The following is a 12,871-nucleotide window of genomic DNA, read 5'->3' on the forward strand; positions in this document are numbered from 1 at the left end:
ATGACTAAAGAATTGCGCCGCCTGAGCTTCGTCGTCCTGGTGATGTTCCTGTCGCTGTTCCTCGCGACGAGCTGGATCCAGGTGATCGATGCCGACAATCTGGCACAGAACGCCGACAACACCCGCGCACGCCTCGACAGCTTCCAGATCCAGCGCGGATCGATCATCGTCGACGGCACGGCCATCGCCAGCTCGACGCCGTCGACCGATCGGTACCAGTACCAGCGGATGTACGCGGATGCCGCCATGTGGGCGCCCGTGACCGGCTACTTCAACCCGGTGCTGGACTCGCGCACCGGCATCGAGCAGGCCTTCAACGCCGACCTGTCCGGCACCGGATCGAACGCATTCTTCAGCGAGATCGAGCGCATCCTCTCCGGTCAGCCGCAGCAGGGACTCAGCGTCGAGTTGACCATGAACGCCAAGGCGCAGCGCGCCGCCTACGAGGCGCTGCAGGGCCTGCAGGGAGCCGTCGTCGCGATCGAGCCGGCGACCGGGCGCATCCTGGCGATGGCATCCACCCCCGGCTACGACACGAACGCTCTGGCCGTCCACGATGCGGACGCCGCCAACGCCGAGCACGACCGTCTGGCCGCCGATCCCACCAAGCCGCTGTACAACCGCGCGATCGCAGGCAACCTCAACCCGCCCGGATCGACCTTCAAGGTCGTCGTGGCCGCCGCCGCACTGGCGTCCGGTGACTGGACGCTGGAGTCGACGCTGCCGAACCCGGCGCGCTACACGCCCCCCGGCGGTAAGCCGATCTCGAACGCCTGGGGCGGCACCTGCGGCGAAGGCGAGACGGCCACGATCGCCGAGGCGCTGAGGCTCAGCTGCAACATCCCGATGGCCGAACTGGCCGTCGAACTCGGCGACAAGCAGATCCGCGAGACGGCCGAGAAGTTCGGGTTCAACACCGAGCTCGAGATCCCTCTCGCGGCGACCCCGTCGAGCTACCCGTCGCGTCTGAACGACGCCGAGACCGCCCTGACCGGGTTCGGCCAGGGGCAGGTCATCGCGACGCCACTTCAGATGGCGATGGTGGCGGCCGGCGTCGGCAACGGCGGCGCCGTGATGAAGCCGCGGATGGCGGATGCTGTCATCGGCGACGACTTCGCCGTGCACCAGCAGTTCACCGATGAGGCGTTCGATCAGGTGCTGGATCCCGACGATGCGGCCGCACTCACCGCGGTGCTCGTGGAAGGCGTCCAGTCCGGGGCGGCTACGGGTGCAAGAATAGACGGCGTCGATGTCGCCGGAAAGACCGGTACAGCGCAGAACGGTGATGATCTGCCGTACACGCTGTGGTTCACAGGATTTGCGCCCGCGGATGATCCGCAGGTCGCAGTGGCGGTCGTCGTCGAAGACGGCGGTGGAAAGGGTCAATCGGGAACGGGCAACGAACTTGCCGCTCCGATTGCGAAGAAGGTCATAGAGGCGGTGCTGGGCAGATGAGGCCGACGCAGGGTGTGTCGTTCGGAGGACGCTACGAGCTGCAGTCGCGGATCGCGATCGGCGGCATGGGCGAGGTGTGGGAGGCGACCGATCACGTCATCGGACGCGTCGTCGCCATCAAGATCCTCAAAGACGAGTACATGGGCGACCCCGGGTTCCTCGAGCGCTTCCGCGCCGAGGCCCGTCACGCCGCGCTCGTCAACCACGAGGGCATCGCCAGCGTGTTCGACTACGGCGAGGAGAACGGCTCGGCGTACCTCGTCATGGAGCTGGTGCCCGGTGAGGCGCTGTCGACCATCCTCGAGCGCGATGGCGAGCTGAGCGCCGACAAGACCCTCGACATCGTCGCGCAGACCGCGTCGGCGCTGCAGGCTGCGCACGCCGCCGGTCTCGTGCACCGTGACATCAAGCCGGGAAACCTGCTGATCACGCCGGACGGACGGGTGAAGATCACCGACTTCGGCATCGCCCGCATCGCCGACCAGGTGCCTCTGACGGCGACCGGTCAGGTGATGGGCACCGTGCAGTACCTCTCTCCCGAGCAGGCTTCCGGCCACGCGGCATCTCCCGCGACCGACATCTACTCGCTGGGCATCGTCGCGTACGAGTGCCTGGCCGGCAAGCGCCCGTTCACCGGCGAATCGCAGGTGGCGATCGCCATGGCGCAGATCAACGAGCAGCCTCCGCCGCTGCCGGCGACCGTGCCGGTCCCGGTGCAGAACCTCGTGCTCGCGATGATCGCCAAGAAGCCCGCCGACCGGCCGTCGTCCGCGGCGACCGTCTCGCGCGCGGCCCAGGCGCTGCGCCGGGGCGACCTGAACTCCGCGGCGATCGCCGTGCCCGCCATCGCAGCCGTCGCCGGGGCCGCTGCGCTCGACGATGCGACGCGCATCCTCACCGGCACCGACGACGCCACGCGCATCATGCCGACCACTGCGCAGCTGCCCACCGAGGCCGCGGACGGCGAGGCCGAGGAGCCGGCGAAGAAGAAGCGCAGCCCCTGGACCTGGCCGCTGATCGCACTGATCGTGCTGCTGGTGATCGTGCTCGGCGGCACCCTGTGGGCGCTGCTGGGCAACCAGGGCGAGCAGGAGGCACCGCCGACGTCGACACCGCCGACGACTCAGTCGCAGACGCCGTCCTCGCCGCCGCCGACGACGCCGGATGCGGTGACGATCAACGTCGGCGAGCTGAATCTGGTCGGCATGTCGTGCGATCAGGCCCGCTCGGTCCTCGACGACAACGGCCTCGTCGGCGAGTGCGTGGTCGGCACGACTCCCGCGCCCTCGGCCGATCAGGAGGGCACTGTGCAGGACGTCAGCAACACCGGCAACGTCCCCGAGGGCACCACGATCACCCTCACGACTTACGCCGCACCGGTCACAGTCCCCGCACCGCAGTCGGCGCCGTCTCTGAGCGGCGACCCGGTCGAAGGCACCACGGTCACCCTGAACTGGACGAACTTCGAGTGCCCGTCCGGCATTCCGTCGCTGTCGTCGTACTCGGTCAAGATCACCAACGCCGTGTTCGCCGGCGGCAGCCAGACCGAGATGAACTTCACGCCCGACCAGCGCAGCGCCCAGATCACGATCAACGAAGGCACTGCCGGGCAGAACGTGACAGCCTCGTACGTGGCGTATTGCGGCGGCGACCGCCCGTCCGAGCGCTCCCCGCAGATGGAGACGGCCATCCAGCCTGCTTCCCCGGGCGATGACGGCGGCGAGGGTGGCGGCGAGGAGGAACCCCCTCCGGCCCAGTAGCCTGGTAGAGGGATTTCGCAGTACTGAGAATGGGGTCATCTGTGTCGACAGAGCCGCGCATCATCGCAGGCCGCTACCGCCTGGACGAGGTCATCGGCCAGGGCGGCATGGCGAAAGTGCACCGCGGTTACGACCTGACCCTCGGACGCCAGGTCGCCATCAAGATCCTGGATCCAGAACTCGCGCGCGACACCGCCTTCCGTACCCGGTTCCGTCTTGAAGCACAGGCCGCTTCGCGCATGTCGCATCCGTCGATCGTGCGCGTGTACGACGCCGGCGACCCCTCGGCCAGCGCCTCGGGCTCTGGCGGCCAGGGCGGCGACGAGCCGTACATCGTCATGGAGCTCGTGCACGGCACGCTGCTGAAGGATGTCATCGCTCAGGGCCCGGTTCCCGTCGCGGACGCGATCCGCTACACCGATGGCATCCTCGAGGCTCTCGACTACTCGCACCGCGCCGGCGTCGTGCACCGCGACATCAAGCCCGGCAACGTGATGATCACCGAGAAGGGCCAGGTCAAGGTGATGGACTTCGGCATCGCCCGAGCCGTCTCCGATTCATCGTCGACCGTGGCCGAGACCACGCAGATCATCGGCACTGCCGCATACTTCTCCCCGGAGCAGGCCAAGGGCGAATCCGTCGATTCCCGCACGGACCTCTACTCGGCGGGCGTGGTGCTGTACGAGCTGCTCACCGGCCGCCAGCCGTTCCGCGGTGACTCGCCGGTCGCGGTCGCCTACCAGCACGTCAGCGAGACGCCGGTGCCGCCGAGCGAGCTCAACGAGGACCTGCCGCGATCGCTGGATGCCATCGTGCTGCGCGCCCTCGCGAAGGACCCGTATCAGCGCTTCCCGGATTCGGCATCGTTCCGCGCAGCCCTCAACGGCGTCTCGGGGGGCCACGCGCCGAGCAAGAAGGACATCGGCGCCCTCACCAGCGAGCTGTACGGACCGAACCCCCGCCTGGCGCAGGAGACGGCACGCTCGCTGCGTCAGCTGAGCACCGACACGACCATGACCCGCACCCAGTCCGGTCCGCCCGTGGCCTGGATCTGGGCCGGTGTCGCGCTGCTGGCCGTTCTGCTGATCTCCGTGCTCTTCTGGGTCGTCAGCCTCGCGATGCAGCCGGCCGACGTCCCCTCGAACACCGTCACCGTGCCGAACGTCGTGAACATGACCGCGGCCGAGGCCGAGGAGGCGCTCGAAGACGAGGGTCTGCTTGCAGACCTTCGAGAGGAGTCCAGCACCGAGTTCGACGAGGGCCGTGTGATCCGCTCTCAGCCCTCCAGCGGTGAGACGCTCGACGACGGCAGCTCGGTGATCATCTACGTCTCGACCGGCGCGGACACCGTGCCCATGCCCGTCGTCGAGGGGCTGACGCAGGATGCCGCGACGAAGGCGCTGACCGATGTCGGCCTGAAACTCGGCACGGTCCGGCCCCAGAACGACAAGGATGCGGAAGCCGGTACCGTGCTCAGCGCCAGCGAAGAGGCCGACACTCAGCTCGAGCCCGACACCGTCGTCGACCTGGTCGTCTCGAACGGGCGGGTCACGATCGAGGACATGACCGGGTGGTCGCTGGATGCCGCCACCAAGCAGCTCGAGAAGCTGGCGCTCACGGCGGCGCCGATCGAGCTGGGCGCGTGCAGCGACGGGCAGGTGCCGAATGCGGTCATCTCGATGTCGCAGGCGCCCGGCGAGGTCGCGATCCACTCGACGGTCGAGCTGCGCTACTGCGCCGCAGCCACCGAGTGACCTCGGGGCTCGATCGAGCTCAGCCAGTTGCCCAGCATCCGATGGCCGCTCTCGGTGAGCACGCTCTCGGGGTGGAACTGCACGCCGACGATCGGCAGATCCTCGTGCGCGACAGCCATCGCCGTGCCGTGCTCGGCGCGCGCCGTCACGCGCAGCGCCTCGGGGACGTCGATGAGGGCGAGAGAGTGGTAGCGGCCGGCCGAGAAGGGGGATCGGATGCCATCGAACAGAGCCGACCCGTCGTGCGTCACCTGCGAGACCATCCCGTGCATCAGTTCGGGCGCCCGCGCGACGGTGCCCCCGAAGGCCTCGCCGATCGCCTGGTGGCCGAGGCAGACGCCCAGCAGTGGCATCCGGATTTCGGCGGCCATCCGCACCACATCGATCGACGCACCGGCATCGGCGGGTGTGCCCGGTCCTGGCGAGATCATCACGGCATCGTGGGCGCGCAGCATCCGCCGCCAATCCACGTCTGCGGAGTCGGCCTCGATCATCGTGACCTCGGCGCCGAGCTCACGGAGGTACCCGATCAGAGTGTGCACGAAGCTGTCGTGGTTGTCGACGACCAGGACGCGCGGTGTCATTCCAGGTCGACCTCGGCGGGCAGGACGATCGGGCTGATCCACGGGAAGACGTAGAAGAAGAGCCCGTACAGCACGGCGGCTGCGAGCACGATCAGGATGAGCGCCCGTACCCACCAGGGGCCGGGCAGCAGGCGCCAGAGTGCGGCGTACATCAGCGGACTCCTTCGGCGGAGGGGGTGGCGACCTCGACCGGCGCCAATGAGGCCGGCGGGCCTTCGGCCCGGGGCTGGAAGGATTCGAACACCCCGTAGGCGACGATGCGCTCGGCGAGCGAGTACAGCGGCGAGCAGGCGGTGAGGGTGATGTATCGCTCGCCGGTGTCGAGCTCGGGCATCTGCGGCACGTCGAGCAGCACGTCCACCTGTGTGGGTGTCACGTACTCGAGCGTGCGGAACCGGTAGGTGTACCAGCCCTCCGGCGTCTCGACGACGATCGCGTCGTTCAACTTCAGCTTGTCGATCTTGTTGAACGGCCTGCCCCAGGTCGTGCGGTGCCCGGCGAGTGAGAAGTTGCCGACCTCACCCGGCATCTTCGACTGCTCGTACAGTCCGATGCCGATCTTGTCGAGGGTGCGCGCGCGGCTGGTGCCGCCGGCGATGTTGACATTGTAGTCATCGCCGAAGCGCGGGATGTGCATGTTGGCGAAGATCTCGGCATCGGCGGGATGCTCGAGGATGGGCGGCTCGTAGACCACCGCTCCGTCCTGCTCGACAGCCGGCGGTGGCGCCACGGCGGGGGCGTTGGACCACTGCTCGGAGAGCTCGGCGCCGGCGGCGTTGTTCTGCGCGCCGATGATGATGTCTCCGATCCACATCTGCCATGAGGCGAAGAGCAGCACGAGCACTCCGGCCGTCAGCAGCAGCTCCCCGAGCACGCTGGTGAACGTCGTGCGGGGCCGTCTCCGAGAGCCCGCGCGACGCGATCGCCGAGAGGACCCGGATCCGTGCATAGGGAAAGTCTATTCGCCCCCGCTAGACTGATTCCCATGGCACGATCCCGCGTACCCGAAGAGCCCGTCGACCGTCCCGAGGGCAGCGACGAAGCGCCCAACGCCGTCTGGTTCAAGCCCGTCATGGTCGGCTTCATGCTGCTCGGGCTCGCTTGGATCCTGGTGTACTACATCTCCGGTTCGAAGTACCCGATCCCCGGGCTCGACGCTTGGAATCTCGGCATCGGCCTCGGCATCGCGCTGATCGGCTTCCTCATGACCACCCGCTGGCGCTGACCGGCATCCCATTCGTCCCCGAAGGCCTCTCGCATCGCGAGGGGCCTTCGTCGTTCCCACCCCTTCGCGGTTCCCAAGCCTTTCGCGGTTCCCACAGAATGTGGATGCAGGTGTGAATAACACCGGTGTAATTCTCCCCACCCTGTGGAGAGACCTGTGGATAACTAGGGTCAGATCATCGTCCTGATGACCATCGGCGGCACAGCCGCGACGATGATCAGCAGTGCGACCGTCAGACCGGCCAGGAGCAGGATCTGCGCAGTGCGCTGATCACGGCGACGCGTGCGCGCGAAGATCAGCCCGATGAGGGCGCCGACGGCCGCACCACCGAGGTGCGCCTGCCACGCGATTCCCGAGATGAAGAATCCGACCGCGAGGTTCAGGCCGAGGATGACCAGGATCCCGCGGATGTTCGCGCCGATGTGGCGGCCGATCACGAGAAGTGCGCCCATCAGGGCGAAGATCCCGCCGGATGCGCCGACGACCGCCGATGCGGGCTCGATGCAGGCGACCGCCACCGAACCGCCGAGCCCGCCGATGAGATAGAGCGCGAGGAACCGCCAGCGCCCGAGCATGGGCTCAAGGCTGCGGCCGATCATCCACAGCGCCAGCATGTTCAGCAGGAAATGCCAGATGCCGCCGTGCACGAGCATGGCGGTCAGCAGACGCCAGGGCTCGAACGGAGCACCCGTGAGGTCGGGATAAAGGAACGGCGCCCAGAAGAGCAGTGTGTCGGTGAAGTCGAAGAACCGATCCAGCAGCAGCTGCAGCACGCCGAACACCGTGGTGACCGCCATGATCGCGTATGTCATCAGCGGTCGACCGTCGGCGGCGATCGAGGTGCCCCAGCGTCGACGGGCTCTGCGCTGCGCGGGCGTCTGCGCCTTGCGCTCGGCCTTCATGCACTCCGGGCAGATGACGCCCACCGCCGCCTGTGTCTGGCACTCAGGACAGATCGTGCGCAGGCAGCGCTGGCAGAGCACGAAGCTCTGCCGATCCGGATGCCGGTAACAGAAGTTCTCGCGGTTCTGCGTGAGGTCTGGGTTCGTCATCCGGATCGGCCAGCGCTGTCGTCAGTTGGCGACGATGTCGACGGACTGCAGCACGACCGGCTCGATCGGACGGTCGCCGGCGGCGGTCGGGACGGATGCGATCGCGTCTACGACCGTCTTGGAGGCGTCGTCGGCGACCTCGCCGAAGATGGTGTGCTTGCCCATCAGCCACGGCGTGGGGTCGGTGGTGATGAAGAACTGCGAGCCGTTCGTGCCCTCAGCCTGACCGGTGATCGCGTTGCGGCGGAGCCCCGCGTTGGCCATCGCCAGGATGTAGGGCTCGTTGAAGTTGAGCTCGGGGTGGATCTCGTCGTTGAAGTTGTAGCCGGGTCCGCCGACTCCCTGGCCGAGCGGGTCGCCGCCCTGGATCATGAAGTTGGGGATGATGCGGTGGAAGATGACGTCCTTGTACAGCGGGCCTTCCCCGGGCTTGCCGGTGGCCGGATCCGTCCACGACTTGGATCCGTCGGCGAGGCCGACGAAGTTGGCGACGGTGTTCGGGGCGTGGTCGCCGAACAGGTTGATGACGATGTCACCGTGGTTGGTGTGCAGGGTTGCGACATGAGAAGCGTGAGCCATACCCTCCATTCTCGCAGAGCAACTTCTGTGCGGGCCGGACATTGTGCCCTGTCTGCCGACATAACGCCAGACTCTGCTGCTACTCAGTCACGTCTGGTTAGATGATTGCTGAACGGACTCCGACCGACGGGAGAGCAACGTGAATCTCAGCCGCAAGCGCAAGAAGGAACTGCGTCAGCTTCAGAAGGACGCAGAACGACTCTGGGAATCCCAGCAGGTCATCGTCGGCAATGCCGCGGACATCGCCCGCGAGGCGGGTCGTCAGCTCGGCAACTTCAACCGCGAGCAGGTCATGCCCGCGGTGCACGACTCGTACGAGCGCCATGTCGCGCCGACGGTCGATCGCGGCGTCAAGATGGGCAAGAAGGTCGTCGATCAGCGGGTCGTCCCGGTCATCGGCGGTGTCGTCGGCACGGCGCTGACCGCGTGGGACGTCGCCAATCAGAAGCGGGAGAGCTTCAACAACGCCCGCCACGGTGTGGTCGCCAAGAAGAAGGGCATGGGCGTCGGCTCGACCATCGCCCTCGTGCTCGGAATCGCCGCGGCCGTGGGCGTCGTCGTCGCCGCATGGCAGGCGCTGCGCGCCGATGACGAGCTCTGGGTCGCCGACGACCCGCTGTCTCCCCCCAACGTGTGAGCGCGCACGAGCGCGTCCGCTCTGCTGCGGCCGCCCGTGGCCTCGAGATCGAGATCCGCGAGCGGCCGCAGGCGAGCAGCCTGGCGGAGGCCGCCGAAACGCTCGGTCTGCAGCCGTCTGACATCGTGAAGACACTCGTCGTGAAGCGGTCGGACGACTCCTACCTGTTCGCGCTGGTGCCCGGCGGCCGGTCCATCTCGTGGCCTAAACTGCGCGCGATCGTCGGAGTGAACAAGCTGCGCCTGCCCGAGGCCGATCTGGCCCTCGCCGCCACCGGTTACGAGCGCGGAACGATCGTGCCGATCGGCAGCACGACGGACTGGCCGGTGTACGTCGACGAGACGATCCTCGGCCGTCGGGTCGCGATGGGCGCCGGATCCCACGGATACAGCCTGTTCGTGGATGCCGACGAGCTGATCCGCGCCTACGACGCGACGGTCGCCGACATCTCGGTTCCGGAATAGCCCCGGCTCTCTTCGTCAGAGCACGCCGGCCATGCGCAGCGCGATGTCGACGAGCTTCACGCGCTGCAGCTCGGCCACCTCGTCGAGCGTGAACCAGGCGGCCATGTCGGTCGAGCCGTTCTGCTCGTACCTCAGCTCGCCGCCAGTGATCCGCGCGCGGTAGACGATCCGGATGGTATGCAGGGGCATCCGACTCTCGCCAGGACGCACCCGGCGCGATGCGGGGATGACGCGGGAGTGGATCCCGAGCAGCTCCGTGGTCTCGATCTGGAACCCGGTCTCCTCGCGCAGTTCGCGCCGCACGGCCAGCTCCGGATCCTCGCCGTCCTCGAGTCCGCCGCCCGGCATCGTCCATGCGACCCGGCGTCCCTCGACCCATCGCGCGAGCAGGACGCGGCCGGCGTCATCCGTGATGACGCCGTATGCCGCAACCCTCAGATCCATGCGTTCACCGTAGTCGGCGGGCGGTGATCGCGAGCACAGAAGCGCTGACGACACCGCTCATCCGATGCGGTCAGGTGGTCGAGAGGACCTCGTCTTCGACCGGCTCCATGTGCTCTTCGGTGAGCAGGATGCCACCGCTGCTGCTCGCGGACATCGACAGCTCCTGCAGCCACTGCTGACTCAGCGCCGGCGTCTGCGGCTCATCGAAGGTGAAACGCAGCGGAATGGAGGGGTGCAGCCACAGGGTCGAGCGACCGGGAGCTGCGCTGTCGGGGTGTCGCCAGGACAGTGTGAAGCTCTCGTTGCGACGCAGCTTCGTGGCGATCACGACCTTGAGGTGTGCGAGCGTGCGATCGTCGATCTCGATCGGCTCAGCGGACGTGCCGTAGAAGATGAATCCCATCTGCACACCATAACCAGTGCGCCTGCGATCGGACGTCGCGCAGGCATCGGTGGTACAACGAACGAAATCACTGTTCGTTCCAGGGACGATCAGCGGCCGCGGCCTGCGCCTCAGCCGTGCTCGAGCGTCTCCTTCGGGCTGCGGCCGTAGACCTGGCGATACAGCGCGGAGAAGCGCGAGGGATTCGCGAAGCCCCAGCGTCGCGCGATGGCTGCCACGGTGGCACGTGGTGAAGCGTGGCGCAGGTCGCGATGCGCACCGTCGAGCCGGACGCGGCGCAGGTACTCGGTGGGGCTCGTCTCCAGGCTGCGACGGAAAGCGTATTGAAGTCCCCGAGTGGAGATGTGGGCGGCGGCCGCAACGTCGTCTACGGTGATCGGGCGCTGCGCGTTCTCATCGATGTACGTGACCGCGCGGCGCACGGTCAGTGCGCCCGCGTCGTCGCGGACGCGGCTGATCGCCTCCAGGTACGTCGACGCGAAGCAGCTGAGCGTCGTCACGAGCGCGTGCCTGGAGAGACCCGCCTCGAGGATCTCGTCATCGTCCGTGGTCGAGCCCGCATTGAGCAGGTAGTCGAATGCCCGCCCCCAGTGATGTGCGGCGGCGTCGTTGCGTGGTTCGAGGCCCGTCAGGCGGAGCGACAGCAGATCATCGCCCGTGATGCGTCTGGCCAGTTCCTGCGCGCGCCCGCGGTCGAAGGCGAGTGCACTCACATCCGCAGTGTCCTCCCAGCGCGCCTCGACCTGCGCGCCGTCAGTCGCCCAGGGGATGCCGGGTTCGATGTATCGCTGCCGGCTTCGCACCCAGCTGCCGGGCCCGCTGACGAGACGACAGGCGAACAGCTGATCCTCTGGTCGGATGCACGATTCGACAGTCGCCGTCAGGCTGTACCGGATGATCGCCACGTCCGCGAGCGCGACCGAGCGCCAGCGGAACGAGAACCGCTCGGGGTCGATGTGCTGCAGTTCCGCAGACGGCACGAATTCCGTCCAGATCCGCTCCACATCCGCGACGTCATCCGAATCCATGCGGACGATATCCGCCATATTCCCCCCTCTCGCGAAGCAGCGGATTCAGCGCACGACGGCGGTGACCGTCGCCAGACGCTGGAGCACTTCGTGACTGATCGATCCGAGCAGGAGCCGGCGGACGACGCCATGCCCGCGACTGCCGACCACGGTGAGGCGGGCGCTCTCGGCGAGCTCGTTGATGACCGCCGAGGGATACCCCTCGGCGATGGCCTCTTCGATCTCGATTCCGGGGTACTGACCGCGGATGCCTGCCAGCGAGAGCGAGAGCGCCTCGCGAGCGCTCTGCTCCATTCCCTCCCGGTACGCGTGCGGGACGACCATCAGCGCGTTGCGCGGCGCGGCGATCGGCGTCCAGACGATGATGGCCGTGAGCGGCTCGCCGAGCCGGTCGGCCTCGGCGGCGGCGAAGGCGATCGCCGCTTCCGAGGTGGGTGAGCCGTCGACCCCGACGACGACCCCACTGCGCTCACCGACGACATCGAAATCGGGCACGACCACTACCGGGCTGGCGGAGGCGGCGGCGATGCGGATGCCGTGTGAGCCGCGTGCCGGTCCCTCACCGGGGCCGCGGTAGTCGCTACCGATGACGAGCAGCGCGGCGTCCTCGGATGCCTCGATGAGCACGTTCACCGGATTGCCGGTGGCCACGCGGGTGGTGACGACGAGCCCCTCTGCGGCGATGCGATCGGCTTCGTCACGAAGCAGCTCCTCGGTGGCGGTCTGCGCCGCGGCGAGGACGCTGCCCTCACCGACCGTGCCGATGGCGCCGCCGATCACGCTGACGAGTTCGAGGTGCTGTCTGCGGGCGATGGCCCTGGCGGCAGCCCAGTCGACAGCGCGACGGCTGCCCGAGGCCCCAGTGACACCGACGACGATCTTCTCAGTCATTTCCGGCTCCATCTTCGAGGGACTTCCACTCTATTCCGACCGCACCTTCCCAAGCCGGAATGATCAGGAATCGAGAAGTGCGGCGATTCCGACCTGATTAGCGTGGGAATCCACGACGAGAGGGAGTGCCATGACTGACCGCACCGAGAAGACCGAGAACTTCACCGACGAAGAGCGCCAGGCGATGAAGGATCGTGCCAAGGAGACCCGTGCGGCGCGCTCGCGCACGAAGAAGGATCCGGAGGCGATCCGCCGCGAGGGCGAGAAGGAGCTGCTCGAGAAGCTCGCCGATCTGCCGGACGATGAGCGCGAGATCGGCGAGGCGCTGCACAAGCTGGTCTCCGAGACGGCGCCCGAGCTCGTCCCGCGCACCTACTACGGCATGCCCGCGTGGGCGAAGGACGGCAAGGTGCTGTGCTTCTACCAGCCGGCCTCGAAGTTCAAGGTGCGGTACGGGACCTTCGGCTTCGAGACGAACTCGAACCTCGACGACGGGCACGTCTGGCCCACGTCGTTCGCGGTCACCAAGCTCGACAGGGCCGACGTGGCTTTCTTCACCGACCTCGTCCGCCGCGCCGTCTCCTGACGGGCAGGC

Annotated in this window: 16 protein-coding genes; 7 read left to right on the forward strand and 9 right to left on the reverse strand. The window is 67.6% G+C overall.

The annotated features are described in order from the left end of the window. The 3 genes from ACQUSX_RS09480 to pknB are packed head-to-tail and all read left to right on the forward strand — an operon-like array spanning nt 1 to nt 4,969. Nucleotides 1-1,455 carry a peptidoglycan D,D-transpeptidase FtsI family protein gene (locus tag ACQUSX_RS09480; protein ID WP_428906686.1) on the forward strand — a complete coding sequence of 485 codons (1,455 nt, stop codon included), beginning with the start codon at nt 1-3 and terminating at the stop codon, nt 1,453-1,455. Then, nucleotides 1,452-3,215 carry a protein kinase domain-containing protein gene (locus tag ACQUSX_RS09485; protein WP_428906687.1) on the forward strand — a complete coding sequence of 588 codons (1,764 nt, stop codon included), beginning with the start codon at nt 1,452-1,454 and terminating at the stop codon, nt 3,213-3,215. The genes ACQUSX_RS09480 and ACQUSX_RS09485 overlap by 4 nt, the downstream gene beginning before the upstream one ends. A 41-nt stretch (nt 3,216-3,256) precedes the next feature. Then, nucleotides 3,257-4,969, forward strand: coding sequence for a Stk1 family PASTA domain-containing Ser/Thr kinase (gene pknB, locus ACQUSX_RS09490; protein ID WP_487250601.1), 1,713 nt, complete (start codon nt 3,257-3,259; stop codon nt 4,967-4,969). On the opposite strand, the gene ACQUSX_RS09495 is transcribed toward pknB, so the two are convergent. From ACQUSX_RS09495 to ACQUSX_RS09505, 3 genes are read right to left on the reverse strand one after another with little or no spacing between them, the layout of a single operon-like run. Further along, the gene (locus tag ACQUSX_RS09495; protein WP_428906689.1) at nt 4,945-5,553 is read right to left on the reverse strand and encodes an anthranilate synthase component II; all 609 of its coding nucleotides are present in this window, start codon (nt 5,551-5,553) and stop codon (nt 4,945-4,947) included. The genes pknB and ACQUSX_RS09495 overlap by 25 nt on opposite strands. Continuing rightward, nucleotides 5,550-5,705 carry a hypothetical protein gene (locus ACQUSX_RS09500; RefSeq protein WP_428906690.1) on the reverse strand — a complete coding sequence of 52 codons (156 nt, stop codon included), beginning with the start codon at nt 5,703-5,705 and terminating at the stop codon, nt 5,550-5,552. The genes ACQUSX_RS09495 and ACQUSX_RS09500 overlap by 4 nt, the downstream gene beginning before the upstream one ends. After that, nucleotides 5,705-6,502: a class E sortase gene (locus ACQUSX_RS09505; protein WP_428906691.1), complete on the reverse strand. Its 798-nt coding sequence runs from the start codon at nt 6,500-6,502 to the stop codon at nt 5,705-5,707. Before ACQUSX_RS09505 ends, ACQUSX_RS09500 begins: the two co-directional genes overlap by 1 nt. A gap of 36 nt (nt 6,503-6,538) precedes the next feature. On the opposite strand from ACQUSX_RS09505, the gene ACQUSX_RS09510 reads away from it, so the two are divergent. Further along, nucleotides 6,539-6,778 (forward strand): cell division protein CrgA, encoded by a 240-nt coding sequence (locus tag ACQUSX_RS09510; protein ID WP_428906692.1) that lies wholly within the window; start codon nt 6,539-6,541, stop codon nt 6,776-6,778. A gap of 170 nt (nt 6,779-6,948) precedes the next feature. Here the strand turns inward: ACQUSX_RS09510 and ACQUSX_RS09515 are convergent, their stop codons facing one another. Both ACQUSX_RS09515 and ACQUSX_RS09520 read right to left on the reverse strand, forming a co-directional pair. Next, nucleotides 6,949-7,830 (reverse strand): rhomboid family intramembrane serine protease, encoded by an 882-nt coding sequence (locus tag ACQUSX_RS09515; RefSeq protein WP_428906693.1) that lies wholly within the window; start codon nt 7,828-7,830, stop codon nt 6,949-6,951. A gap of 21 nt (nt 7,831-7,851) precedes the next feature. Further along, complete coding sequence (locus ACQUSX_RS09520; protein ID WP_428906694.1) at nt 7,852-8,409, reverse strand: peptidylprolyl isomerase; 558 nt, start codon at nt 8,407-8,409, stop codon at nt 7,852-7,854. A 139-nt stretch (nt 8,410-8,548) separates the two neighbouring features. On the opposite strand from ACQUSX_RS09520, the gene ACQUSX_RS09525 reads away from it, so the two are divergent. Next, the gene (locus tag ACQUSX_RS09525; protein WP_428906695.1) at nt 8,549-9,046 is read left to right on the forward strand and encodes a DNA helicase; all 498 of its coding nucleotides are present in this window, start codon (nt 8,549-8,551) and stop codon (nt 9,044-9,046) included. Beyond that, entirely contained in the window at nt 9,043-9,510 is a 468-nt protein-coding gene (locus tag ACQUSX_RS09530) for an aminoacyl-tRNA deacylase (protein WP_428906696.1), read from the forward strand. Before ACQUSX_RS09525 ends, ACQUSX_RS09530 begins: the two co-directional genes overlap by 4 nt. Nucleotides 9,511-9,525: 15 nt before the next feature. Here the strand turns inward: ACQUSX_RS09530 and ACQUSX_RS09535 are convergent, their stop codons facing one another. The 4 genes from ACQUSX_RS09535 to ACQUSX_RS09550 all read right to left on the reverse strand — a co-directional run bounded on the left by ACQUSX_RS09535 (nt 9,526) and on the right by ACQUSX_RS09550 (nt 12,276). Beyond that, nucleotides 9,526-9,954 (reverse strand): NUDIX hydrolase, encoded by a 429-nt coding sequence (locus ACQUSX_RS09535; protein WP_428906697.1) that lies wholly within the window; start codon nt 9,952-9,954, stop codon nt 9,526-9,528. A gap of 70 nt (nt 9,955-10,024) precedes the next feature. Continuing rightward, nucleotides 10,025-10,357, reverse strand: coding sequence for a DUF7882 family protein (locus tag ACQUSX_RS09540; protein ID WP_428906698.1), 333 nt, complete (start codon nt 10,355-10,357; stop codon nt 10,025-10,027). Between the two features lie 110 nt (nt 10,358-10,467). Next, nucleotides 10,468-11,403 (reverse strand): helix-turn-helix transcriptional regulator, encoded by a 936-nt coding sequence (locus ACQUSX_RS09545; RefSeq protein ID WP_428906699.1) that lies wholly within the window; start codon nt 11,401-11,403, stop codon nt 10,468-10,470. 27 nt (nt 11,404-11,430) lie between these two features. Continuing rightward, on the reverse strand, nt 11,431-12,276 hold the full coding sequence (locus ACQUSX_RS09550; RefSeq protein WP_428906700.1) for a universal stress protein: 846 nt from the start codon (nt 12,274-12,276) through the stop codon (nt 11,431-11,433). A gap of 130 nt (nt 12,277-12,406) precedes the next feature. On the opposite strand from ACQUSX_RS09550, the gene ACQUSX_RS09555 reads away from it, so the two are divergent. Then, nucleotides 12,407-12,862 carry an iron chaperone gene (locus ACQUSX_RS09555; protein WP_428906701.1) on the forward strand — a complete coding sequence of 152 codons (456 nt, stop codon included), beginning with the start codon at nt 12,407-12,409 and terminating at the stop codon, nt 12,860-12,862. Nucleotides 12,863-12,871: the final 9 nt, after the last annotated feature.

The organism is Microbacterium alcoholitolerans (genome assembly GCF_050408615.1).
Classification (GTDB): Bacteria; Actinomycetota; Actinomycetes; order Actinomycetales; family Microbacteriaceae; genus Microbacterium.